The organism is Acinetobacter sp. LipI_15 (assembly GCF_058242865.1).
Window position 1 is genome coordinate 1,248,830 of record NZ_JBZAYN010000001.1, and the last position, 23,799, is coordinate 1,272,628.

Genomic DNA, 23,799 nt, shown 5'->3' on the forward strand with positions numbered 1-23,799 from the left:
TTTCATCATTTTCACCCACTAATATGACGTCCGCACGCATCCAACGAGATGACTGTGTTCTGTAAAACAAAAACAATATCGCGCGTTCATCAAGAATGAATGGCAACAGGAAATTATGATTATGATGGAATTTAAACTGCTTAGGCAGATCAAAAAAGAACCTTATAGTTTATATAAACATACTGGTGACATCACTGTTCAAGAACTCAAACGCATGTATGGTATTTATCAAAAGTATTATGCCAATACCCGTTATGAAATTTTTGAACGCGACTTCTTAGAAAAAACCGGTGTTTTTTTTATTATTGAACCGAAAAATAATCAAATTGTCGGATTTTCGACGGTTATGGAACGTGACTTTGTTGTTGATGGTAAAGCCCGACATGCTTTTTTCAGTGGTGATACCATTATTGAGAAAGAGTATTGGGGGAATCGTGCATTAACTCGAGCAATGTTCCGTTATATTATTAGTTTTAAATTTCGTCATCCAAGAACCCCTGTATATTGGATTTTAATCTCTAAAGGCTTTAAAACTTATCTGCTCTTAGCCAATAACTACTACAGCTACTATCCACATTATGGTGAGAAAAATGCTCATCTCAAAGACTTTGTCGAATCGTACTGTAAAGAATATTTCTCAGAATATTATAACCACGAAACGGGTCTTCTGAATTTTGGCGAAGACTACCAGCCACTCAAAGCAGATGTTGCGCCAATCACCCATGAGATGCGCGAAAATAATACCAAGATAGCTTTCTTTGAAGATAAGAACCCAACGTGGGTCGATGGAACAGAACTTCCGTGCATTGGTGAATTACGCTGGTGCGATTTATACCGTTATGTGAATCGATTCTTAACCAAGACCACCAGTGTGAGCAAACATGATAGCAAGTTACGTTATAAGTCACGTACATTACATATTGCGACAGGTTCTGACTCGAAGGTGGCCTAATGGGATTGCTTCTCACCACTGCACATCAAGTTTTGAATATTGCCTGCCGCAAAGCGTTTCAACGCTATACACAGCAGACAAATCAGCTAGAAAATGTGCAACGTAAAAAATTAAGCCATTTTTTAAAGCAGCACATTTCGCAAAATTTAAGCTATGAGCAATTTGCCAAAAAGTATCCGCTTTCTCGTTATAGCAATTGGAAAAGCCAAATTGAACAATCCAGACAAAGTGGCAAAAATAGTTTGGGGCCTGAAAAAATTGTACGGTTTCAACCGACCAGTGGGTCGAGTGAAGCAATTAAATTCATTCCCTATACTCAGGCTTTTTTAGATGAACTGGATGAGGCTATTGGTTTATGGCTGACTAATTTATATCGGACACACCCACAACTTAAAAATTCAACGCATTATTGGTCGGTTTCATGGTTGCCTGAAAGCCAGCGAAAGCTTTTAGAAAATAGTAATTTAAATGATGACAGTGCGCTGCTTAATCTGTCGAAGCGAGTGTTGAGTAAAATTACTCAATCGGTACCGACTGAAATTGCGATGGCAAATTCAGCCGAAGATGCCATGTTTGCAACCGCGGTGTATCTCGTTGCAGATAAGCATTTAGGCATGATTTCGGTATGGAGTCCTACATTTGCATTGCAATTGCTGGATATTATTCAAGAACATCAAGCTGAAATTGTACAGGTCTTAAAAACTGGACAATGGCAACGTGATGGTTTGAGTTTTCTGCAAGTTCCTAAATCTTGTCAACAATGCTATCGCTTACAAGACTTGGATTTAACCCAAGCAACGGCGTGGAAAAAACTGTGGCCTAAACTCAGTCTGGTTTCGAGTTGGGATACAGCGAGCGCAGAGCAATGGGCAGTACAGCTACAGCAACGAATTGCAGGGGTGGCATTTGAGGGTAAAGGTTTATGGGCAACTGAAGGCGTAGTGACGATTCCATTTGCAAACCGTTTTACCTTAAGTTATCAGTCACATTTTTATGAATTTATTTTGCAAGACAGCCAAAAAGTGGTGCCATCTTGGCAACTGAAAATAGGCGATATCGTTAGTCCTGTGATTACTACAGGTTCAGGATTAATTCGTTATGTGATTGATGATGAATTAGAAGTCACTGACTTTTATCAGCAAGTGCCATGCTTCAAATTTTTAGGTCGCAAAATGACGGTAGATTTGGTCGGAGAAAAGCTCGACCACAATGCTGCAGTTAAAGTCCTTGCAGAGTTTAAACAAGCGGATTATTTGCCGATTAGTATCTTGGGTATCGAACAATGTTCGGTTAAAAAACCGCACTATATTTTACTCAGTGAAGGCAATGTAGACAAACAACCGTCTGCTCAAGCGCTAGATCGGTTACTAAAACATAATTTTCATTATGAATTGGCACGGGATTTGGGACAACTTGATGAACCAGAAGTGGTTCATGTGCAAGATGCATGGGATTACTACAAAACATTAGCCATGAATAATGGCATGATTGAAGGGAATATTAAGCCTGAACCACTTAAAAAAATGAAAACAAAAATAATTGAGTATTAATATGGATATCGATGTGTTAGATGCACCGTTCGACGAAACGGTGCTATATCATTCAAAGAACGAGACTAAGTTTGCGGTTCGAAACGCGACGGTAGAAGATGATGTGCAACTAATGAAAATTAGTGCAGAGACTATGCCAAGTAATGGTATTACCTTATCTTATGCGCGTCACCCCAGTTATTTTGATGCCAGCCACGCACAGTATAATCGTCCAGATTTAAAAGTGGTTGTCCCTGTGGAAGATCCATCTATCGTGATTGCGATGATGAATTTGGGATGGCGTTATTGTTATATCAATGGTCAGCCTGACCTGATGCGTTATGTCGCCGATTTAAGAATGAATCCAGCGTATCGTGGTGCTAAAGTCATGCGCTTATTGATGGACTATCTCCATGATGAAATACCACAAGACACGATTTTTGAAAGTGTGGTTTTAAACGACAATATTGTCGCTGCCAGTATTTTACATCATGAAAGATCTGGATTTCCGCTGCCATATTTTTATGATGAAATTCGAACCTTTACCGTTTCACAGGCAGTGAAACCAAAAACTTTCAATCAATATCAATTTAAAACCCTGACTGCTGAACGTGTAGATGAAGCGAATGATTTCATTTTAAAAATGAAAGACCATTATAATTTTTTACCTAGCTATGATTTTAATGCTTTGGTAGATGGTCAAAATCCATTTTGGGCATGCTTAAATCTAGATGACTTCTATTTGATTTACGATCAGCACAATCAGTTGGTTGGACTTTATGGCTTATGGAATCAAAAAAGTTTTAAACAAACTCGAGTGATCGATTATTCAAGGTCATTAAAGTTGATGAAACCTTTTTATAATGCCTATGCCAGTGTGCGTGGTGTTTTATCACTGCCAAAAATTCATGGAACCTTTGATTATTTAATGTTGCATAGTCCGCTATGTCATCCTGAACATCTGGACGTATTTGCAAGTTTGATTTTTCATGCAAAACAGCAGACAAAGCAACGTGGTAAAGAAACCTATTGTATTACTTTGGCAGAGAAGGACCCGCGTATTGAGTGGATGAAAAATACGACCTCACATGTGTTAAAAGCCAAGCACTATTTTCATAGTTTTAAAGCCAATCCATACGCTGCTTTTGATCGTAAACGTATTAGTTATTTTGAGGTTGGGCGTATATAGAGGAAGTGATAACGATCAAAAAATCAATTAAAACTGCCAAATCAATCATTTAAAATCATTCTAATTGTGTACTTATGTAACTGAGTTCTTCAGTATACTGCGCAAAGAATAATCAGAATGAGAAAGACATGTCGAAGTTGATGTGGGGAATTGGCAGTTTAGCGGTGCTTTCAGCAGCAGTGGTGGGAGGGAATTTATATGCAGATAAATCTCTTGCCCAATTTTATACACAGAATAATTGGTCCGCAGCTGTACAAGATGTTGATGTAAAGTACAGCAATTATCAAATGGGCTTGATGGGTGGAACAGTCGATTGGGTATTAACCCTGAAAACAGACCCGTGTAAACCGAAAGAAGTGATCGTGTTGAAGGGTACCGATCAGATTCAACGTGGGTTGAAAGGCTATAACATCAACTCGAATTTTAAGATTGTTCAACAACAAAGTACGTCTGAATATGCCAAGCTTTTTGGTTCGGATTTAACTGCAAAAACCTTGGTCAATTGGATTGGTCAAAGTAAAACAGATTTACAGATTCCTGCATTTAAAACGACTGCACAAGGTGCAACGGTACAAGCTGATGCCAGCCAATTGCAAATTCGAATCAATAGTTTACCGGGGCAAGCCACTAAGGTATCCGAACTTTCAATCCATTTACCTGTGGTTCGGTTGAGTGAAGGTCCAATGCAAACCATGGTGCAAAATTTTTCGATGAAGACCAATCAAGGTTTAAATCAGGAAAATCTTGAAAATGGTTTTGTTGAAATTCAAGCGGGTTCTATCAAACGTTTAGATCAAAAGTTCTCAGGCGGCATGCGTGGTATGCAACTGCGTTGGGAGACCGAGCTAAATGAACATGATGTGGACTTTGAAGGCTATTTAAAAGCAGATGAGATGGATTTCCCAGGTTCACCGGTCACCAAAGATTTCGCACTAAATTTGGCATTGCATAAAGTCAATCTGGATAAAGTCCGTGCATTTAGTGAACTTTTGCATCAGGTGGAAAATTCATGCGATGCAGTGGGTGAATCAAGTGAAGAAATGACTCAAGCTTTCTTAGCAATCGCAAGCCAAGGTTTTGATTTTGAGTCTAAAGATAACTCGATCAGTATTGGTGGAGGTAAAGCCTCTGCAAATGTCGTGGGGAAAGTCATGCCGGGACACCATGCTTCAATGGAGTCTTTTATTAAAATGGTACCGAGCTTACTGGATTTTCAAGCAGACTTAAGTTTTGATAAAAATATGATGACTGCAATCATGAATAACTTTTTACAATTACAGGGCAAAAGTTTGTCAGGACAGGAAGCTGAAGCCATGTTTGCAGGTTTTGAAACATCAGGGCAAGGCAAGCGCGATGGCAATAACATGGTCATGAGTATGCAATATAAGTTCGGTCAAAAGCTTTTTGGTCAAGCCATACAAAATAAATAAGCAACAAGTCGTTAGTCGTTTAGTTTGAAAATATAAAACCGTCATTGATTGACGGTTTTTTATTTTGAGCTGCGGAATCATGATGTTCACTTTATCGGAACACAGCGGCCTAGCCATTGTTGAACAGTTGAAAAGTTGCTAGCGTCAATGGGCAACTAGCCAATCAAAACAACAATAGGAAAGACACGATGTCACACGATTATTTTTTTAGACGGAAACTTGTTCAATCATCCATGCCTAAATGTTCTTGGGTAAAACACAGTCTTATTAGTAGCATTTTTCTGATCGCTGTTCAGTCTACAGTTTTTGCGGGTACTTCAATTTCAGATCAACGTTTGTCGAATGAAACGCAAGGTAAAAAACAATTTAGTGAAGAAACCTTAGATATTATTGAGAGTGAAGCAGCTAAACCCAAAGAAGAGCAGCAGAACAATTCAAATCATAAATCTAATCGTAATAATAAGATCATTCAGGAGACCCAGCTTGAAGGCTCAACCATGAGTGATTATTTGCTTCAAAAGAAAAGGGCAGCGGATCAGGTCGGGTTAATACAATCTCCAGAAGTTGCACCGATTAACCGTATTGTGCTGCAAGAGCGACATGAAAATATTCGAGTAACGTATCCAGATGGAGTCGTGGTTGAAATGAAGCACTGACGTGCTTCATTTCATAGATCAGGAATTTCTAAAGTCAAACCTTAGATTTGTGGATGAGTGATTTTCCATGCACGGTGAATTTTGGTATTACGTTTAAAGTCTAGGCCAATGGTTTCATTGCTGATTTCCTCAACGTCAAACATTGCCATGATCACATCGTCCATCTCAAAACCACGGTAGTTGTTTGAGAAGTAAAGCGTTCCGTCAGTGGTTAAACGGTTCATGGCACGTTTAAGCAAAGACATATGGTCGCGTTGGACATCAAACGTACCATAGAACTTTTTAGAGTTAGAGAATGTTGGTGGGTCAATAAAGATCAGGTCATATTGCTCGTGACCTTCTTTCAACCATTCAAAACAGTCGCTAGAGAAGAACTGATGTTGTTCATCTGCATGATCTACTGTCAAACCATTCAGTACAAAGTTCTCTTTAGACCAGTTTAGGTAGGTATTTGACAAATCGACACTGGTCGTACTTGCTGCACCGCCAAGCGCTGCATGTAAGCTCGCTGTAGAGGTATAGCTATATAAGTTCAGGAAGTGTTTACCTTTGGCTTCTTTGGCAATCCGTAGACGCATTTGACGATGGTCAAGGAACAAACCTGTATCGAGGTAGTCTGTTAGGTTCACCAAAATCTTTGCTTTGCCTTCTTGAACGATAAAACGTTTAGACGCAGTACTTTGTTTGGTGTACTGATTTTTACCTTCTTGGCGGGCACGTGTTTTAATGAAAATCGCATCACGACCTAAGCCGGTCACTGCACGAATCGCTTGCAGTGCTAAGTTAAAGCGTTTTTTGGCTTTTTCTGGGTCAATTTTTTTCGGTGGTGCGTATTCTTGTACGTGTAAACGATCACCATACAAATCGACCGCGACATTAAAGTCTGGCAAATCGGCATCATATAAACGTAGACAGAAAATATTTTCTTTGACTGCCCATTTTTTAAGATTCTGCATGTTTTTTTGAAGACGGTTGGTAAAGTCTTCTGCACCTTCAATTTTTTCAAATTGTTGCGGTTCCCAATGCTCTAGGAAAGGCTTTTGAACTGCCGCAGGTTTAACTGTACCAAAACGGACGTAAATTGGCAGCTTACCATTCATCAAACGCAAAATTTGCGGATCATTAAAGGCAAGGACATCGGCCTGTTCAACTTGTGCTGCAATAATCGCAGCAGGCTGGTTCGGGAAGTTCTTTTGTAATAGTGCCGATAGACCTAAATACAGTGCGCGGTTAGAGGCTTTATCACCTAAACGCTCGCCGTATGGAGGATTAGTGACAACAAAGCATTTCTTACCTGTTGCTTGGAAATCTGGCCAGTCTGCAAGTGTACGTTCTTCAATTTTAATTTGATCAAGTACAGATTCGAAACCTGCAGCGATAATATTTTGTTTGGTTGCTTTTACTGCTTCCCAGTCTGCATCAAATGCATAGAATTGTGGGAGAGGGTTTTCAAGTGCGGCTTTATGACGTTCAGCAGCTTCGCCTTTGATCGACATCCAAAGTTCATGGTCATGACCATTCCAACCATTAAAACCAAAACGACGAACAAGGCCTGGCGCGCGGTCAGTCAAAATCATTAAAGATTCAATGATAAAGGTCCCTGAACCACACATTGGGTCCAAGATAATATCAGGTTGATGTTGTTTAAGTTTTGCTTTCTGTAAGATAGCAGCCGCTAAGTTTTCTTTAATCGGTGCATCTGTCATGTAGCGACGGTAGCCGCGTTTATGCAGAGAATCACCTGATAAATCTAAGCAATAAGTATGTTCAGTTTTGCCAGCTAATACATACAACGTAATTTCAGGTTGCTTAATGTCAATGCTAGGACGTTTGCCCACAGCTTCCATAAAGGAATCGACCACACCATCTTTAACACGTAAAGTTGCGAACTGAGAATTGACTTTAATGTCACGTTCGATGTGTAAACGAACGGCAAATGTACTTTGTGGTGCAAAAATAAGTGACCAATCAAAGTTTATTGCACCTTCATAGAGCTCTTCCGCTACATCACGTGCATCATGCGTGAACTCTAATTCATGTGTATGAATCGGGGTGAGTACACGTGAAGCCAAACGTGACCACATGCAAATACGGTATGCATCTTCAAGTGTGCCTTTGAATACAAGACGACCCGGGAACTGTTCAATATTTTGAACACCTAAACCTTCAATTTCCTCGCGGAGTAAGGTTTCCAGTCCATCTGCACAGGTAACCCAATATGTAGAAAGACGCGGTTTCGAATTCATGTAAATTTCCAAAGGCAAAAAAGCAATCGCATATTTTAACGTATTTTCGTGGATTTGGGCGGACGATATTGCGCTGAAACGGGAGAAATATCGGTAGATTTGAATGACTTTATCAAATTTATTCTGTGTACATTGTGAGAAATATCACTTAATGGTACAAAAATTGCTATAACCCTGATCAAAATTCGATCTTTATAATATTGATATCATTAGGGGTATTTATGACAGGGCTGGCAATCAATAGTCAATCAAACGCATTTTCAATCGCCACTTTAATCTACGCGCGCTTACGTCGTGTGTCAGGACGGGTTATTGACGCATTATATGTGGTTGAAAATGTCGAATATGCACGCTTTGTTTCTAACTTGGCTTTGGAAACGGCTGATCCTGAATTATCTCGTTTAGTTGCACGTTTATATAGTGAGTTGAATTTGCATGAAGTTGCAGTTACAGCACCAGAAGAACCAATAGTTAGCTCAGTTCAATCTGAAACAGCAGAAATTTTAATGAGCGAACCGACTGCGGAAGATATCTATAAAGCACAGGTTGCACATCGTTATATCGGCGCATTGCGTTAATTCAATCCTGCTGTGAGCAGCGGCATATATTTTCTGCTGCACGCAGCCTGACGTATCAACTCTCTTTCTTCATTTCACAAGTTATTGAACTGCGCAGAAGGCGGCTGTTTATAGCTGAACTTTATCTGTTTGAAAGTATTCAATTCAATCAAGAATAAGAACGGATAGAAGTTCTGTTTGAAGGCTTTATGAAAGGGGAAAGGTGAAGTTTAATTTAAAACGTTTAATTTATCTAATTGAAATGATAGATAGGAATTTGAAAATTCATTTTGAATAACATCATGCGTTTGCATTGAACGTTGAAAACTTCAACTGCCATTTGCCAAGATTCTCTGTATAATGCGTTAACTTAACGATAAGGAATCTCTCATGCACTTGGCGGCATTGCATACACCGAGCCAGATTCAACTCAACCAAGATGGTAACTTAAAACATTTCCTCACCATCGAAGGCCTTTCTAAAGAAACTCTCACAAAAATATTGGACACTGCGCAGTCCTTTTTTAATGACCAAAATCAGCTGATTACCAACAACCTTTTAGAAGGCCGTACGGTAATGAACCTGTTTTTTGAAAATTCAACACGTACCCGTACCACTTTTGAAGCGGCAGCAAAACGTCTGTCTGCAAACGTATTGAACATTGATATTGCGCGTTCAAGTACATCAAAAGGCGAGACACTGCGTGATACCTTGTGGAATTTAGAAGCGATGGCGACCGACATTTTTGTGGTTCGTCATTCATCGTCAGGCGCGCCGCACTTTATTGCCAAAGATGTTTGTCCGCATGTGGCAATCATCAATGCAGGCGATGGCCGTCATGCGCATCCTACGCAAGCCATGTTGGATATGTTGACGATTCGCCGTGAAACCAAAAAGAATTTTGAAGACATTTCCATTGCCATCATTGGCGATATTAAGCATTCGCGTGTTGCCCGTTCAGATGTCGCTGCATTACAAACATTGGGCTGTAAAGATATTCGTGTCATTGCGCCTAATACTTTGCTGCCTTACGGTTTTGATGATTATGGCGAAGGCATTCGTCTGTTCAACAACATGGAAGCCGGTATTCAAGACTGCGACGTGATTATTACTTTACGTATTCAAAACGAACGTATTGATTCTCCTGCGCTGTCATCTCAAGCCGAATTCTACAAAATGTATGGTTTGAATAAAGAGCGTCTGGCTTTGGCTAAACCTGACTGCATCGTGATGCATCCGGGACCAATGAACCGTGGTGTTGAAATTGACTCAAGTATTGCCGATGGCACTCAGTCAGTGATTTTACATCAGGTGACCAATGGTATTGCGGTGCGTATGGCGGTACTGGCTTTGGCAATGCAAGGTCAGTTGCAAGAAAAAGGTTTAATTGAAGCGATTGCGGTTTAAGGGATAGTCATGAGTATTGTTAAAGTTGAAAATGTACGTGTCTTAGATCCAATCAATCAAACTGACAGCGTACAGACAGTTTATATTGAAAATGGCCGATTGGTTGCCGAAAGCAATGCCGCTGAAACCATTGATGGTCAAGGCAAATGGCTGATGCCAAGTATGGTTGACCTTTGCGCGCGTTTACGAGAGCCGGGTCAGCAGCAGCACGGCACTTTAAAGTCAGAAGGTAAGGCTGCGCGTGCGAATGGTATTTTGCATGTGTTTACCCCGCCAGACTCTAAACCGATTGTGCAAGACAATGGTGCATTGATTCATGGTCTGGTGGAAAAAGCCATGCTGGACGGCGGTATTTATCTGCAGGTGATTGGCGCGCAAACTCAAGGCTTGTTAGGCAAGCAGCCGGCGAATATGGCAGGTTTGAAAAAAGGCGGCTGTACAGCAGTATCGAATGCCAATGCGCCATTTATGGACAATGATGTGGTGATTCGTACCTTAGAATATGCTGCGGGTCTGAACATGACCGTTGTGTTCTATGCCGAAGAGCCGCAGATTGCCAAAGATGGCTGTGTGCATGAAGGTTTTGTCGCATCTCGTCAAGGTTTACCGATGATCCCTGCATTAGCGGAAACCGTAGCCATTGCAAAATATTTACTGATGATTGAAGCTACTAAAGTGCGTGCGCACTTTGGTCTGTTGTCATCAGGCGCATCTGTCGAATTAATTAAACATGCTAAAGCGAAAGGCTTACCGGTGACTTGCGATGTAGCCATGCACCAATTGCATTTAACTGATCAGTTGATCGACGGCTTTAATTCACTTGCGCATGTGCGTCCGCCGCTGCGTTCTGAGCAAGATAAAGACTTGCTCCGCCAAGCAGTGAAAGACGGTGTGATTGATGCAATTTGTACGCATCATGAGCCGCTGAGCAGCTCAGCGAAAATGGCGCCATTTGCTGAAACACAGCCCGGTTTTACTGCATTTGATACCTATGTACCTTTTGGTATTCAATTGATTCAAGAAGGCCTATTAAGCCCACTGGAATGGGTTGAGAAAGTCACACTCGCACCGGCAAAAGTGGCCAATATGCAACAGCGTTGGGCAGATGAAGCGGGTTGGGTACTGGTCGATCCAGAGCTTGAGTGGACTATTAATAAAGACACGATTGTATCAAATGGTAAGAACACACCATTAATTCAGCACACTGTTAAAGGTAAAGTGCTTCAAGCTTTTTATGCCGTTTAAGCTGAAGCTCAATATGGAAAATGTTGAGTCTTAGCATTTTAATTTGATATCTAAAAGTCAGCTTCGGCTGGCTTTTTTTATGAGGATTGAAATTAATAGATTGAAAATAAAAAAGAAATTAACACGCTGACAAGTCCGAACAAATTACTACATTTGATCAAAAAATAAACATATAAACTAAAGTACACATGAAAATAATGACAACTGCATGGAGTACAAATATGAATATAGACTTATTAGCGCTGATTAAGCAGCACGTCTCCTCGATTGTGCTGGACGGTGATACACAACACTTAACTGAAAAAAATTCAGCCATTAGCCAGTTTGTTCCAGTCCTGTTGAATATTTTTCGATCCAAACCTGAATTTATTGATGCGTTCCAAAAACAGTTAAATCCACGAATTAGTGATATTTTCTCGGCGAATCCCACATTAAAAGATCAATTTCTGCAACATCTTGGTGGCGGTGCTGCTCCAGCGTCAGAAATAGAGCAGACCTTGAATCATTCGATCGCCCCAACCATAGGGGTGCTTGAAAATGAAGCGGGTTCATCTGATCCTGTCGCAATCACGCATTTACTCGATAATCATGCAGATAGCATTTTGGCAGCACTCCCACAATGGGCAGTGCCTTTACTCGCAGGTTTAGGGGTAAACACTGCAGCTGGCCGTACATTACACCAAGCGCCTGTTGTTGAACCAACACCTGTTATCGTTGAAGAAAAACGCTCGAATTGGTTATTACCAATTATTGCGCTGCTTATATTATTGGGTCTGATCGCATTTTGGTTTAAGTCTTGTACTAATAAAGAAGAACCAACCACCTCTGCAACAACGGTTGCACAGCCTGCTGCATCTCAGCCAGCACATTTGCAATTTAGCACCGGTACAGATGGGCAGTTAACCAACTGTCAAATTCAAACTGGTGATTCAAATTATCTTGAAATTTTGCAGCAACAAGTCAAACAGATCTTTAACTTTAATACGGGTTGTGGTGCTTCATCTGATGCCAGTTACCATACTCAATTTATTGATCAAGATACCATTCCAACGGTTCTGCAAAAACTTAAAGGTGTGCCAAATACCACTTTAACCTGGACAGAAAATCAGTTATCGATTTTGTCGCAAAATCCTGCGGATGCTCAAAGCCTTGCCAATCAAATTAAGCCTTTAGCAAAAAATATGACGGTATTGGTTCAAGAAGGCGTGAGCGAACAAACTGCAGTAGATAACAGTATTACTGATGCACAAAAAGCATTAGCGAGTATTAACCCTGAACAAGTTCGTGCTCTAGATGTTGCGACTGCGCTGAACTTACAAATTATTAATTTTGCGACAGGTTCATCTGATATTCCTGACGTGAATAAATCGATTTTGGATCAAGCGGCAGCGTTAATGCAGCGCGCAACACAGGTACATCTGACTGTACAAGGTCATACCGACGCTGTGGGTAATGCGGAAGCGAATAAAGCTTTATCGCAAGAGCGTGCACAAGCTGTGGTGGATTATTTGGTGTCGAAAGGCGTTGATCCTGCACAGCTTCAAGCGGTGGGTTATGGTCAAGAAAAACCGGTAGCAGAAAACAGCACCAAAGAAGGTCAATTCAAAAACCGACGTATTGAGTTTGAAGTTTTAAATACCGAGAATGGCAAAGTACGAGATGTTACCAATGAAGGCGTAACTGAAAAAACCAATTAAAACCGTACTAAATGAGATGATATATAAAAAATCCCTGCACATGCGGGGATTTTTCTCGTCAAAGCGCTGTAATTTTGAGTAAAATACGCGCGAAGAATAAAATCATAATGGTAATTATACAATGAAAAAAATAGTCATCACGAGCCTCATGTTGTCTGCGGCATTGATATCCGGCTGTGATAATTTTAAAAATAAAAAAGATGTTGAAGCCAAAACGGAAGCGCCTGCTTTGGAAGATTGGAGTTGTACTGCACAAGCCAATATCGACCAATTGCAAGATCACTTAAAAAACGAATATCTCAAAGAATTAAACAAAGAAATACGTCAGTCCGATTATGAAGCCGATCAGCAACTCATGGATCTGATTGTAAAAAATCTAAAATTTAACATTCAAAATGTCACGACCTTAACTGAAGACCCTAATAAAGCCAAAACATTGGAATGTAGCAGTCAACTGTTGGTGGTTTTCCCGAAAGGATTACAAAAGCGTGCTGAAAATGCCTTTGCTGAACGACCATGTGACGAAGGCTGTGAAGAACGTGGTAATTATACTTTGAATGATTCACTCGAAGATGGGGAGTCAGGCTTAAGCATGGATAATGATCAGCTTAAAGGGAATTTTAGCTATAGCATCACTAAAACGGACAAAGATGGTTTGAGCCTAAGTGTCCCAAGTCAAAATGACGTAATTGATAGCGTTGTAACAGTGACACGTCATGCGGTGCTATATGCGGCATATAGTGCTCAAAATAAGCGAGACGAAGAATCCTATCAGCAAGGGATGGAGAGTCAATCTCAACAAATGAGCCTTGCACAAAAGGCGATGGATATTCGTAAGAAAGAGCTAGATCAGGATAATGCCAAAGTGGTGGACCGTCTCAATCAGACTTGGGATCGTTTTAGTGATGAACAAAAGGCGGAGTTACAGCAAGATCAAGCAGACTGGTTTGAAAAGCGTGATATCGACTGTAAAGTGCTTGCACAAAAAAGTGTTTATTCATTAAATGAAAGTGAAAAAGAGACTTATCAAAAGCATTCGCAATACTGGGATGATGCGATGAATACGCAAAATCAGGAGTTGCAATATACCAAATGTTTTAATCAGAAAACTACAGAACGAATTGTGTATTTAAATAACGTGTTTAATTGATCTAAAAGAAGAAAAGCCCTCAATGAAGGGCTTTTTTTTGAATCTTAGTTTATTGCTTGATGATCAAAACAGGAATTGGGCACTGCGTTAAAATATTTTGTGCTACGCTGCCCAGCATGGCTTTTTTTAAACCTGTGCGTCCATGTGAACCCATGATGATTAAGTCTGCAGAGATTTCATCAGCCACTTGTAAAATCCCTTCGGTTGGCGATACACCATGAATCAAACGGGTTTTAACTTCGATACCATCACGTACAAAGGTTTGTTTGATATCTTCTAAACGCAGCTGAGCACTTTTTTCAGCTTGCATAAAATATTCAGTGATTGCAGGTGCCACAGCATAGAAATCGACACCAACGAATGGATCAACAGCAACAACACTGACAATGGTCACTTGTGCATTTTGACTTTTAGCCAAGCTGAGGGCATGTTCAACAGCAGAATATGAAATTGGAGATTCATCCACAGGGACTAAAATTTGTTGATATTGACTCATATCTGCTTCCTTAATATTTTAAATGTTATCAATCTAATCTTGCTCTATTCACGATATTGTATGAATTAGACAAAAGGGTAAGCTTATTAGTGAAGGGTGTGCTGAATACAAAAAAGCCCACATGATGTGGGCTTGGTCATCTTAAGCTTTTACAACCAACACGGGTAATTCAGTATTGCTGAGTACATCTTGTGCGAAACTACCGAGTAGCATTTTCTTAAATCCTTTGCGACCATGTGAACCCATCACGATCAAATCGGCTTTCACTTCATTGGCTGCTTCTACTACACCTTCAGCAGAAACTTGACCTTTAATAATCTTACTTTGTGCATCTATACCAACTTCAGTCGTGATTTGCACAGCTTCTTTTAATGCAGATTCTGCATTTGCGTAAGCTTGTACGAAATATTCTTTCATGATTGATGAAGAATAATAGAAGTCTGCATCGGTAAATGGGTCTTCAGCAACAAGGCTGATTAAAGTGAGTTGGCTGTTAAATGCCTTGGCAATAATTGCAGCTTTTTTTACTGCAGAAAACGAGATTTCTGAACCATCGACAGGTACTAAAATGTTTTGATATGACATGGAACAATCTCCTGTAATTTTGCTTTTAAACCCTATAGATTATTGATAACACATTGTCGTGCATGGTTCAATTTATTAATCTAAAAAATATTGTAAATTCATAAAATTACATAAATTAATGTCGATAAGTCGTCAAATAAATCTGAGCGGAAAACTCGGACTTTGCTCAAAAAATATTAAAATAAAATCGACTAATTTTCTCGGATTTTGAGCCTAAATGATCAATTTGAACTTTATAAAAATAAGCCTAAACTATATACAGTTTTAAATCTAAGATTTATAACAAAATTGATGCGATTGGATAGTTTGATATGTCATATAAAGCAAGGTTGGTTGTACTCAGTATGTGTTCAGTGTTGTATTTGTCTGGTTGTCAAAACACGCAAAGTAGTACCAAAGTGATTGCAGGTGCTTTTAACTTATCGACACAAGTTCAAAAGACCTTCATCAACCTACATGCTCCTGACAATGTTATTGTGCAGTCAAATATTCAATATCTACAAAATCCAAATTTAAACTTGGATATCTATCAACCTGAAACAAGTATGGCGATTGCACCAAGACCAACGATTGTTTGGATCCACGGTGGCGGTTGGGTCTCAGGTTCAAAAGAGCATGCAGGTGGATATTTTAAACGGCTCGCAGCCCAAGGTTATAATGTGGTTTCTGTTCAATATCAGTTTGCACCTGAAGCCATTTATCCCACACAGCTCAACCAAATAGATGCAGCACTGACGTTTTTGAATCTACATGCGGCACAATATGGCATTGATTTGCAAAATATGTATTTGGCAGGGGATTCTGCCGGTGCAAATATGGCCAGTCATTATGCCGCCTTGGTTACGAATCCTGATTTTGCGCAAGCGTCAAAGATTCAGCCAGTATTAAAGCCTTCACAGCTTAAAGGGCTGATTTTACATTGTGGTATTTATGATTTAAACAGCTTTGTAAATACAGCACCCGACGAGATTGGATTGATCGAGTGGGGCGTCTATAACTTGGTTCAGGCGTATACCGGAGACAAAAAAGATGATGCCGAGTTTTTAACGCGTATTTCAACGGCCTCAAATATTAATTCAAATTATCCGCCTGTATTTATCAGTGGTGGCAATAAAGATTTTTTAACCAAAACGCAATCTGAGCCTTTTGTAGAAAAATTGAAGGCAAATAATGTACCTGTGACAGCGGTATTTTATCCAGATTCGAAAGAATTTTTGGTACATGAATATCAATTTATGATGAGTAAAAAGGCCAGTCAGCAGACCTTTGATCGTACTTTAGAATTTTTGCAACAACACACACAGACCGTCAAAAATTAAAAACAGACTTAAAAGGCTTGCAGAATAATCTTTAACTTAATAACATACCTACCAGTCGGTATGTTTATTTGGAATGATTAATGAATTCGGTAACATTGGCCTATGGCTTACTGTCATTGGCGATTATCTCAGAAGTAATTGGTTCGACATTTTTGGTGAAGTCAGAAGGGTTTACCAAACTTGCGCCTTCATTGGCTGTCGCAGTTTTATTCTGTTTGGCATTTTATTTATTGTCTCAGGTGATTAAAGTCATACCACTTGGTATTGCTTATGCCATTTGGGCAGGCGTTGGTATTGTTTTAACTGCACTAATTGGCTACTTTATCTTTCGTCAAAGTTTAGACCTCCCAGCCATGTTAGGGATAGGCCTGATTGTTTCAGGTGTGGTCGTGATCAACCTGTTTTCAACTTCAGCTGGACATTAATATGGATAATCCGCATCAGCGCAAGAAAGAGCCTCAACTGATACGCCAAAGTATTTTGCAGCACGCAATCCTTCTTGCTGCTGATAAAGGTGTTAATGGGGTGTCGATTCAAGCCGTTGCTGATTTAGTTGGGGTTACAAAAGGTGGTGTATTTCATCATTTTTCAAACAAGCAAAAGCTCTTAGAGTCCATGATTGTGATGCTTTTGGCTCAATTAGACGAGGTCGTTGACCGATTAATTGACGAAGACCCTGAGCCATACGGTCGTTTTACCCGAGCCTATATTGAAATTACCTTAGAAAAACAAATCATGGGTTTGCAACAGTCATGGTCAGCGATTTCGATGACCATGCTGACCGATAAAACTTTTAATGAATTTTGGATCGAATGGATGAAATCACGTTTAGAGCGACATCATCAGACCGATTCAGATATAGAACTGAAAATTGTACGTTATGCAGCTGATGGTATTTGGCTCACCGCTTTTACAGAAGTGGAAGACGAAAGCGAAACCCAATTATTAAAACAAGAACTGATCGCCCGAACGTATCGAGCGAAATAGATTAAATAACTGATTTTACATACGTAAAAGTAATTACGCATTTTTAAAATGATTTTTAAGTCTATTCGACAGAGTCTTACATCTAGGGATTGAATAAAGGGATTAGCCTTCGGCTGGAGGTACTCTTGAAATGTTGTTTCTCATTCGGCAAAATGAGAAGCGTGCTACGTAAGGAAACCATCTTGCGGAGCATTGCTCCTCACCGCAAAACTTGTTCGCTAGTGTCTAATTATTCAAAGTACCGCAAAAACATTTTTGATTAGAAATAGTCCTATCTCAAACACATGCGGATAACGTTACCGCGTATCATTCTTTATTTGAAGCAAATTATTTAACTGAGGGCTTAATTTCTTTTATATTTGAAAATAGCATGCACGACTAAACCAAAGACCAAACCCCAAAATGCAGAGCCAATACCAAAAAATTGTACGCCCGATGCACTAAACAAGAAGGTGAGTAGAGCGGCTTCACGTTCACTCGCTTCTTGGAAAGCAATGACGATGTTGTGTCCAATGGTGCCAAGTAGGGCAATCCCTGCTAAAGCGGTAATAAACACCAGTGGAAAAGCGGTTAAGAAACTCACCAAAGTGGCTGCAAACAGGCCCATCAAAATATAAAAGACGCCACAGGTCATACCTGCGATATAGCGCTTTTTCTCATCGGGGTGGGCTTGGTCATCTAGACTGATTGCCGCACTAATCGCAGCAATATTGACACTAAAACATCCAAATGGCGCGAGTAGCGTTTGGGCTGTCCCAGTCCAACCGATCAGTTGATTGACGTGGGGTTGATAACCATAACTTTTAATCATGGCTAAACCCGGTAAATACTGAGAGGCCATATTGATTACAAAGAGTGGTAGCGCTAAACCCAGTATTGCTGAGATCGAAAATTCAGGTGTGACCCAAACTGGCTGTGCGAGTTCTAAATTAAGCGCCGGTAATTGAAAGCCAAGTAACAATGGACAAAGCATAATGCCAATGATCACCGTAATGACAATGCTATAACGTGGTAACAGTCGTTTACTGATAACATAAGCCGCGAGTAAACCCAGAACGAATACCCATTCATTTTGTAAATTGACAAATAGCTCAATACCAAATTTTAGAAGTACGCCCGCCAACATTGCACTGGTTAGACTTTGCGGGATATAGCGCAGTATTTTTTCAAAAATGCCTAAAAATCCGAGTACTGCTGTCAATAGGCCACAGACCAAGAAAGCACCTAGGGCGGCATTCATGCTGTAACCATTTGCAGTCGCTAAAATCAGTGCCAGTCCTGCAGTGGACCATGAAGTCGCAACGGGATATTTAAATTTCCAAGACAGAATCAGCCCGCTTAAGCCGATACCCAAACCTAGAGCCCAAAACCAAGAGGTTATTTCTGCTGTGTTGGCACCGAGCATTTGTGCAGATTGGATCACCAAAACAGCCGAGACACTGATCCCGACTAAGAACGTAATAAAACCTGCAAAAGCAGCTGGAATGGAGAAGTCTTGTAGTAGTTTTTGCATAATGATCGAGCTATGACTATTGTTGGCGCAGATTTAAGATGACATTTTTCAGGATGATACGCTCAAGTCCTGTACAGTAAAAGTGCTCATCGAGATATTATGGAAATACTTTATTTATTCACAAATGACACTTTAACAAACGGCACTTTAATAGAACGAATCGACAACCTACATTGTGGATGTTTCATTCATTCAAAATTTAAGGGCATTGTAGATTTTTCTGGTTTAAAAACTAAGCTATGTCTTACATGTCATTTACATCGTAGATGTCGCAAGCTTTAGACCAAATCCACAAAATAGAAGACCAACCGCTGCTACACAGCATGCCGTAAATTTATAACGATGGCTAAAATAGGTGGCCAGTTTTGCACCCGAAAAGATCAAAATCGTTAAATAGCTCATACTGATAATTTGCAGCACGATCGCGAGTGCGGTGAATGTAATCGCTGGATATGGATATGCAGGATCGACGAATTGCACAAAGAACGATAAGTAAAAAAGAATGGCTTTAGGGTTTAAAATACTGATGGTTAATGCAGTCTTAAACGGTTTCAATTCATTCAAACTCAGTTGCTTGGTGTCGAGTTGTTCTGGCATTTGAACGGCATTCCATGTTTGGTAGGCAGCCTTGAAAAGTTTGATACCTAAATAACTTAAATACAGCGCACCGACAATTTTTAATAATAAGAATAACCAAGGAAAGGCATGAAGTAAGGATGCAGCACCGAGAGCGGTGAGTAAGATTAAGATCAAATCGCCAGTATAGACGCCAAAAGCCCCTAAATAGCCGACCTTAATGCCATAGCGAGAGGCAACAGACATGACATAAAGTGAATTTGGCCCGGGTAAAATCACAATTAATATCGTACCAATAATAAAGGTCGTTAAGTCTGTGATTCCAAACACTGAAGACACTCAAATAAAAAACCGAAGCTGTAGTATACAACTTCGGTTCTAGATGAAACTGAAAATTTCTAATTTATGCTTTTATTTCAGCATCTAAGCCAAAAGTTTGACGCAGTAAGCTACTTAATTGCTCACGGGCTTTAATAAAGCCATCAATACCGCCTTGTAATAGTTGGAAAGACATTAAGTCTTTTTCAACTTCAGCTTTGAAAGTTTGCTTGTCGAGCACTTGTACATCGTGTTGACAGTGTGCATGCGCATGATGATTAGACAATTGCACTTCCACGGTACGCTGATCTTTTTCCAGTTCTGCCAATAAATTCGGTGAAACCGTCAATAAATCACAACCTGCTAAACCAAGCACTTGATCAATACTACGGAAGCTAGCACCCATAATTTCAGTTTTGATGTCATGTTGTTTATAGTAGTGGTAAATCTGCTTCACTGATAACACGCCCGGATCTTTCTCAATCGGGTAGCTATCCACATTTTCAGCTTTTTTGTACCAATCTAAAATACGACCAACAAATGGCGAAATCAGCGTGACTTGAGCATCTGCACAGGCTTGAGCTTGATGCAAACCAAACAAAAGCGTCAGATTACAGTGAATGCCTTCAGCTTCAAGGGCTTTAGCGGCTTGAATGCCTTCCCACGTTGAGGCAATTTTAATTAAGATACGGTTTTGATCGATACCATACTGTGCATATAAAGCCAATAACTCTTTAGCTTTTGCAATGGTGGCATCAGTATCATAGGACAAGGCTGCATCGACTTCTGTAGAGACACGTCCTTCGATCAATTTTAAAATTTCTACACCAAATTTGACCGTAAGAATATCGATGGTGCGCTCAACCAGCTCATCGTTTTGATAACCTTCTTTACGCGCTTGTTCAAAAGCACTTTCAATCAGTTCTTTATTTTCAGGTTGAGTTGCTGCTGCTGTAATTAAAGATGGATTTGTGGTCGCATCCAATGGACGGAATGTATTAATCGCAGCTAAATCACTGCTGTCAGCAACAATCGTTGTTAGGCTTTTTAATTGGTTTAACGCATTTTGAGTCATTTGAAATCTAGTTCTTAATGTTCTTGGTGTACATACTTTTATAACACAATCTGTTTAGAACCCAACCAAAAACCGCCCAATTAGGCGGTCTAAATCGTAGTTTTTCGTGAATTTCGGATGTGATTAATCAAAAAATGAGCAGCCGAGCCGAGAGGTTTTTCACGGTTCCAGACCAAGTCGACGAAATATTCAAATTTGGGTGTGAAATCTTGAAAGCTTAAGATTTTGAGTTGATCTTTGAGTGTCGGATTTTCATTAAACATCTCTAATGGAAGCACACCCCAACCCAGACCTTGAATAATCATCGAACAAGCAGAGTGGTGGTTATCTGTACGCCAACTGTGTTTGGAAAATAACAACTCTGGTTTGATACTTTTATCACGACTTGCAACCACGATTTGCCGACTTTGCAAAATTTGCTCAAAACTGACTTGCTTAAATTTCGACAGGCCATGTTTTGTCGCAGCAACAGGAACCAATGCTTCACGTTTCAATTCGACAAATTGTTCATAACTCTCAAGCTGTTCACGTTCAAACATTAGAGCAAGCTGTGCTTGACCTAGTAATAACATCTTTTGGGCATCTTCTTGAGGCGCAGAAAAAATATTGATTTGCAAAGATGGAAAATGAGTTTCTAGCAAAGAGATATAGTTGGTCCACTGCGTATGTAGTAGCTCTGATACCACCACGATATTCAGTGAAGACTCTAAACCATGACTCAGCGCAATTGCATGCTGTTTCCACTGATTAATTTCTATCAATAATTGTTCAGTTTTTTCATACAGGTTTAGCGCTTGAGCTGTGGGCATAGGTTCACGACCAACCCGCTCAAACAGTTTAAGGTTGAGATCAATTTCGAAATTCGCAATGGACATGCTGACCGCCGAAGGTACTTTGCCGAGTTGCCGAGCTGCAGCGGAAAATGATCCTGTTTCCATGACTGTTTTAAAAATCATCAGTTGTTCTTGATTAATATTCATGTGCATACAGAAAAAATAAAGGAATACAACCTTTCAATAATATTGAAAGAACCTGACTCGATTAATCAATAATATAAAAATAAAATAAGTTTTTTACAAATAATAGAGTGTTTCAAAATGACGATTTCCAAGAGAAGGATTATTCATGCGCTAAGCTATGAAATCATCCTATTGGTGATCATTGCTATTGCATTAAGTTTTATTTTTAAAGTTCCGATGGAGGTGACAGGTACGCTCGGTATTGCAATGGCGGTCACTTCTGTGATTTGGAACATGATTTTTAATCATTATTTTGAAAAATTTGAAGCAAAAAGAAAGTTAAAAAGAACCTTTGGTGTACGTGTTTTGCATGCGATTGGATTTGAAGGCGGCTTAATGCTTGCAACCATCCCAATGGTGGCTTATGCCATGCATATGACCTTATGGCAGGCGATTTTGCTCGATTTTAGTATGACCATGTGCATTTTAGTCTACACATTTATTTTCCAATGGTGCTATGACCAGATCGAAGCGTACCTAGGTTACCAACCACAATATCGTTAAATTTCAATAAGAAAATAACATTGGCCTGTACTGATAAATACAGGCCTTTTTTGCATCAAAATAGTGCAATATTTAACAAATAATAATATATAAAAACATAAACTAACTATAAAAAGTTAGAATAATTACATAACTTTTAAATATAAGAACAAAGAATGTTTTTATAAATTAATTAAAAAAATATGCAAAACAAGGAGTTGGCATATGAAATTGATAAAAATTGTCACACCTGTTGTTTTACTTGGGCTTACACAATTTACATTTGCAGATGGTAACTTTAAGCGCTTTTCTGTATCTGCGGGTTGGATGCATGTGATGCCGCAAGGAAAGGCAAATCCATTTAATATTAATACTGCGGTAGCAAATGGCACACAGGCTGAAGTAGGCACAATTAGTACTGAAGGTTTTCTAAAAGCGATTGATCCGAATGCAATTTATAATGAAGGGAGTAATTCTGCGAATCTTAAGGACACTTTAACCGACCTTGTGAATGGCCCTTTGGGAGGATTAATTAAAGATAAAGATGGCAATATCAAGTCAGAGATTGCAGGGATCGCAACGATCAATGGACTAGATAATTGGTCAGCTGAAGGTACGGGGCTTGAAGCAGAAGATGTTGATACATTAGGTTTAACATTTAACTACCATATTAATGATAATGTTTCTTTGCAAGTGATTGGCGGCATCCCACCTAAGGTGGACATTAAAGGTAAGGGTATGATTACCGCGCCATTATCTGGTCTAGCAGAGCCAGGTGGTCTAGGCGGTTTATTATTCCCTGATGGTTTGCCACTAGATTACGCAGTACCCATTACGGATTTATCATCTTATGGTAAAGCGGCGAGTGCAAGAGCTTGGACGCCGGTATTTCAGGCACAGTACCAATTTGGAAAATCGGGCGTGAATAAATTCAGACCTTATGTAGGTGCAGGGATTATGTATGCGTATTTTAATGATATTGAACTCAATAAAGGCATTGAATCTGACTTAATTGCTGCAGGGCATATGATTCAAAACATTAAAGATAATAATGCAGGTGCAGCACTCGATGGTAAAGAATCATCTGGAAAAATGGTGGTCGATGTCGATGCGGATGATGCGATTGCTCCAATTGTCACACTCGGATTTACCTATGACTTCACCCCAAGTTGGTTTACAGTTGCTTCGGTGTCTTATGCGAAGTTAAATAACAAAACCAAGATTGATGTGATTAACCAAACGACGGGTGAACAATTAATTCATGCAACGACCAAGGTCGATATTGATCCCATCATTACTTATTTAGGTGTTGGTTATCGTTTCTAAAGTTTTATGGAAGCTCTGAAATAAAAAACCGCTCATAAGAGCGG

At 39.7% G+C, this 23,799-nt stretch carries 22 protein-coding genes; 15 read left to right on the plus strand and 7 right to left on the minus strand.

Features of this window, described 5'->3' with window-relative positions; genetic code table 11:
* Window positions 1-115: 115 nt before the first annotated feature.
* From AC4CU0_RS06035 to AC4CU0_RS06055, 5 genes are all read left to right on the plus strand, one after another.
* Window positions 116-952, plus strand: a complete 837-nt coding sequence (locus AC4CU0_RS06035) for a hypothetical protein (RefSeq protein WP_490742698.1) — start codon at window positions 116-118, stop codon at window positions 950-952.
* Window positions 952-2,502 (plus strand): GH3 family acyl-acid amido synthetase, encoded by a 1,551-nt coding sequence (locus AC4CU0_RS06040; protein ID WP_490742699.1) that lies wholly within the window; start codon window positions 952-954, stop codon window positions 2,500-2,502. Before AC4CU0_RS06035 ends, AC4CU0_RS06040 begins: the two co-directional genes overlap by 1 nt.
* A gap of 1 nt (window position 2,503) precedes the next feature.
* Complete coding sequence (locus tag AC4CU0_RS06045) at window positions 2,504-3,670, plus strand: GNAT family N-acetyltransferase (RefSeq protein ID WP_180065483.1); 1,167 nt, start codon at window positions 2,504-2,506, stop codon at window positions 3,668-3,670.
* 128 nt (window positions 3,671-3,798) lie between these two features.
* The gene (locus tag AC4CU0_RS06050; RefSeq protein ID WP_490742700.1) at window positions 3,799-5,100 is read left to right on the plus strand and encodes a DUF945 family protein; all 1,302 of its coding nucleotides are present in this window, start codon (window positions 3,799-3,801) and stop codon (window positions 5,098-5,100) included.
* Window positions 5,101-5,333: 233 nt separating this feature from the next.
* Window positions 5,334-5,756: a hypothetical protein gene (locus AC4CU0_RS06055; RefSeq protein WP_490742701.1), complete on the plus strand. Its 423-nt coding sequence runs from the start codon at window positions 5,334-5,336 to the stop codon at window positions 5,754-5,756.
* A gap of 41 nt (window positions 5,757-5,797) precedes the next feature.
* On the opposite strand, the gene rlmKL is transcribed toward AC4CU0_RS06055, so the two are convergent.
* Entirely contained in the window at window positions 5,798-8,002 is a 2,205-nt protein-coding gene (gene rlmKL / locus AC4CU0_RS06060; protein ID WP_078191812.1) for a bifunctional 23S rRNA (guanine(2069)-N(7))-methyltransferase RlmK/23S rRNA (guanine(2445)-N(2))-methyltransferase RlmL, read from the minus strand.
* 221 nt (window positions 8,003-8,223) lie between these two features.
* Between rlmKL and AC4CU0_RS06065 the strand changes: the two genes are divergently transcribed.
* The 5 genes from AC4CU0_RS06065 (at window position 8,224) to AC4CU0_RS06085 (ending at window position 14,058) form a co-directional block, all read left to right on the plus strand.
* Complete coding sequence (locus AC4CU0_RS06065) at window positions 8,224-8,580, plus strand: hypothetical protein (RefSeq protein ID WP_490742702.1); 357 nt, start codon at window positions 8,224-8,226, stop codon at window positions 8,578-8,580.
* Between the two features lie 369 nt (window positions 8,581-8,949).
* Complete coding sequence (locus AC4CU0_RS06070; protein WP_180023479.1) at window positions 8,950-9,966, plus strand: aspartate carbamoyltransferase catalytic subunit; 1,017 nt, start codon at window positions 8,950-8,952, stop codon at window positions 9,964-9,966.
* 9 nt (window positions 9,967-9,975) lie between these two features.
* A complete protein-coding gene (locus tag AC4CU0_RS06075; protein ID WP_490742703.1) occupies window positions 9,976-11,211 on the plus strand; it encodes a dihydroorotase in 1,236 nt (411 codons plus the stop codon).
* A 221-nt stretch (window positions 11,212-11,432) separates the two neighbouring features.
* The gene (locus tag AC4CU0_RS06080) at window positions 11,433-12,908 is read left to right on the plus strand and encodes an OmpA family protein (protein WP_490742704.1); all 1,476 of its coding nucleotides are present in this window, start codon (window positions 11,433-11,435) and stop codon (window positions 12,906-12,908) included.
* A gap of 121 nt (window positions 12,909-13,029) precedes the next feature.
* Window positions 13,030-14,058 (plus strand): DUF1311 domain-containing protein, encoded by a 1,029-nt coding sequence (locus AC4CU0_RS06085; RefSeq protein WP_490742705.1) that lies wholly within the window; start codon window positions 13,030-13,032, stop codon window positions 14,056-14,058.
* A 49-nt stretch (window positions 14,059-14,107) separates the two neighbouring features.
* Here the strand turns inward: AC4CU0_RS06085 and AC4CU0_RS06090 are convergent, their stop codons facing one another.
* Together AC4CU0_RS06090 and AC4CU0_RS06095 are read right to left on the minus strand one after the other, a co-directional pair.
* On the minus strand, window positions 14,108-14,554 hold the full coding sequence (locus AC4CU0_RS06090; RefSeq protein WP_078188616.1) for a universal stress protein: 447 nt from the start codon (window positions 14,552-14,554) through the stop codon (window positions 14,108-14,110).
* Between the two features lie 141 nt (window positions 14,555-14,695).
* On the minus strand, window positions 14,696-15,139 hold the full coding sequence (locus AC4CU0_RS06095) for a universal stress protein (protein ID WP_078188615.1): 444 nt from the start codon (window positions 15,137-15,139) through the stop codon (window positions 14,696-14,698).
* A gap of 311 nt (window positions 15,140-15,450) precedes the next feature.
* Between AC4CU0_RS06095 and AC4CU0_RS06100 the strand changes: the two genes are divergently transcribed.
* The 3 genes from AC4CU0_RS06100 (at window position 15,451) to AC4CU0_RS06110 (ending at window position 17,445) form a co-directional block, all read left to right on the plus strand.
* Window positions 15,451-16,458, plus strand: a complete 1,008-nt coding sequence (locus AC4CU0_RS06100; RefSeq protein ID WP_490742706.1) for an alpha/beta hydrolase — start codon at window positions 15,451-15,453, stop codon at window positions 16,456-16,458.
* 80 nt (window positions 16,459-16,538) lie between these two features.
* A complete protein-coding gene (locus tag AC4CU0_RS06105) occupies window positions 16,539-16,883 on the plus strand; it encodes an SMR family transporter (protein WP_078188613.1) in 345 nt (114 codons plus the stop codon).
* Between the two features lies 1 nt (window position 16,884).
* Window positions 16,885-17,445, plus strand: a complete 561-nt coding sequence (locus AC4CU0_RS06110; RefSeq protein WP_180157148.1) for a TetR/AcrR family transcriptional regulator — start codon at window positions 16,885-16,887, stop codon at window positions 17,443-17,445.
* Window positions 17,446-17,788: 343 nt separating this feature from the next.
* Here the strand turns inward: AC4CU0_RS06110 and AC4CU0_RS06115 are convergent, their stop codons facing one another.
* The 4 genes from AC4CU0_RS06115 to aceR form a co-directional block, all read right to left on the minus strand.
* Window positions 17,789-18,958 (minus strand): benzoate/H(+) symporter BenE family transporter, encoded by a 1,170-nt coding sequence (locus tag AC4CU0_RS06115; protein WP_490742707.1) that lies wholly within the window; start codon window positions 18,956-18,958, stop codon window positions 17,789-17,791.
* A gap of 255 nt (window positions 18,959-19,213) precedes the next feature.
* Complete coding sequence (leuE, locus tag AC4CU0_RS06120; RefSeq protein ID WP_180170168.1) at window positions 19,214-19,864, minus strand: leucine efflux protein LeuE; 651 nt, start codon at window positions 19,862-19,864, stop codon at window positions 19,214-19,216.
* Window positions 19,865-19,937: 73 nt separating this feature from the next.
* Window positions 19,938-20,927, minus strand: coding sequence for a transaldolase (gene tal / locus AC4CU0_RS06125; RefSeq protein ID WP_490742708.1), 990 nt, complete (start codon window positions 20,925-20,927; stop codon window positions 19,938-19,940).
* An 89-nt stretch (window positions 20,928-21,016) separates the two neighbouring features.
* Window positions 21,017-21,907 carry an HTH-type transcriptional regulator AceR gene (aceR, locus tag AC4CU0_RS06130; RefSeq protein WP_490742709.1) on the minus strand — a complete coding sequence of 297 codons (891 nt, stop codon included), beginning with the start codon at window positions 21,905-21,907 and terminating at the stop codon, window positions 21,017-21,019.
* Window positions 21,908-22,024: 117 nt separating this feature from the next.
* Between aceR and aceI the strand changes: the two genes are divergently transcribed.
* Window positions 22,025-22,450, plus strand: coding sequence for a chlorhexidine efflux PACE transporter AceI (aceI, locus tag AC4CU0_RS06135; protein ID WP_078191799.1), 426 nt, complete (start codon window positions 22,025-22,027; stop codon window positions 22,448-22,450).
* 204 nt (window positions 22,451-22,654) lie between these two features.
* Window positions 22,655-23,755 carry an OmpW/AlkL family protein gene (locus tag AC4CU0_RS06140; RefSeq protein WP_490742710.1) on the plus strand — a complete coding sequence of 367 codons (1,101 nt, stop codon included), beginning with the start codon at window positions 22,655-22,657 and terminating at the stop codon, window positions 23,753-23,755.
* Window positions 23,756-23,799 lie beyond the last annotated feature (44 nt).

What these genes read in the sequence shown, in the direction of transcription:
- AC4CU0_RS06035 (WP_490742698.1), top strand. Translation starts at nt 116, where the DNA reads ATGATTATGATGGAATTTAAACTGCTTAGGCAGATCAAAAAAGAACCT.
- AC4CU0_RS06040 (WP_490742699.1), top strand. Translation starts at nt 952, where the DNA reads ATGGGATTGCTTCTCACCACTGCACATCAAGTTTTGAATATTGCCTGC.
- AC4CU0_RS06045 (WP_180065483.1), top strand. Translation starts at nt 2,504, where the DNA reads ATGGATATCGATGTGTTAGATGCACCGTTCGACGAAACGGTGCTATAT.
- AC4CU0_RS06050 (WP_490742700.1), top strand. Translation starts at nt 3,799, where the DNA reads ATGTCGAAGTTGATGTGGGGAATTGGCAGTTTAGCGGTGCTTTCAGCA.
- AC4CU0_RS06055 (WP_490742701.1), top strand. Translation starts at nt 5,334, where the DNA reads ATGCCTAAATGTTCTTGGGTAAAACACAGTCTTATTAGTAGCATTTTT.
- rlmKL (WP_078191812.1), bottom strand. Translation starts at nt 8,002, where the DNA reads ATGAATTCGAAACCGCGTCTTTCTACATATTGGGTTACCTGTGCAGAT.
- AC4CU0_RS06065 (WP_490742702.1), top strand. Translation starts at nt 8,224, where the DNA reads ATGACAGGGCTGGCAATCAATAGTCAATCAAACGCATTTTCAATCGCC.
- AC4CU0_RS06070 (WP_180023479.1), top strand. Translation starts at nt 8,950, where the DNA reads ATGCACTTGGCGGCATTGCATACACCGAGCCAGATTCAACTCAACCAA.
- AC4CU0_RS06075 (WP_490742703.1), top strand. Translation starts at nt 9,976, where the DNA reads ATGAGTATTGTTAAAGTTGAAAATGTACGTGTCTTAGATCCAATCAAT.
- AC4CU0_RS06080 (WP_490742704.1), top strand. Translation starts at nt 11,433, where the DNA reads ATGAATATAGACTTATTAGCGCTGATTAAGCAGCACGTCTCCTCGATT.
- AC4CU0_RS06085 (WP_490742705.1), top strand. Translation starts at nt 13,030, where the DNA reads ATGAAAAAAATAGTCATCACGAGCCTCATGTTGTCTGCGGCATTGATA.
- AC4CU0_RS06090 (WP_078188616.1), bottom strand. Translation starts at nt 14,554, where the DNA reads ATGAGTCAATATCAACAAATTTTAGTCCCTGTGGATGAATCTCCAATT.
- AC4CU0_RS06095 (WP_078188615.1), bottom strand. Translation starts at nt 15,139, where the DNA reads ATGTCATATCAAAACATTTTAGTACCTGTCGATGGTTCAGAAATCTCG.
- AC4CU0_RS06100 (WP_490742706.1), top strand. Translation starts at nt 15,451, where the DNA reads ATGTCATATAAAGCAAGGTTGGTTGTACTCAGTATGTGTTCAGTGTTG.
- AC4CU0_RS06105 (WP_078188613.1), top strand. Translation starts at nt 16,539, where the DNA reads ATGAATTCGGTAACATTGGCCTATGGCTTACTGTCATTGGCGATTATC.
- AC4CU0_RS06110 (WP_180157148.1), top strand. Translation starts at nt 16,885, where the DNA reads ATGGATAATCCGCATCAGCGCAAGAAAGAGCCTCAACTGATACGCCAA.
- AC4CU0_RS06115 (WP_490742707.1), bottom strand. Translation starts at nt 18,958, where the DNA reads ATGCAAAAACTACTACAAGACTTCTCCATTCCAGCTGCTTTTGCAGGT.
- tal (WP_490742708.1), bottom strand. Translation starts at nt 20,927, where the DNA reads ATGACTCAAAATGCGTTAAACCAATTAAAAAGCCTAACAACGATTGTT.
- aceR (WP_490742709.1), bottom strand. Translation starts at nt 21,907, where the DNA reads ATGAATATTAATCAAGAACAACTGATGATTTTTAAAACAGTCATGGAA.
- aceI (WP_078191799.1), top strand. Translation starts at nt 22,025, where the DNA reads ATGACGATTTCCAAGAGAAGGATTATTCATGCGCTAAGCTATGAAATC.
- AC4CU0_RS06140 (WP_490742710.1), top strand. Translation starts at nt 22,655, where the DNA reads ATGAAATTGATAAAAATTGTCACACCTGTTGTTTTACTTGGGCTTACA.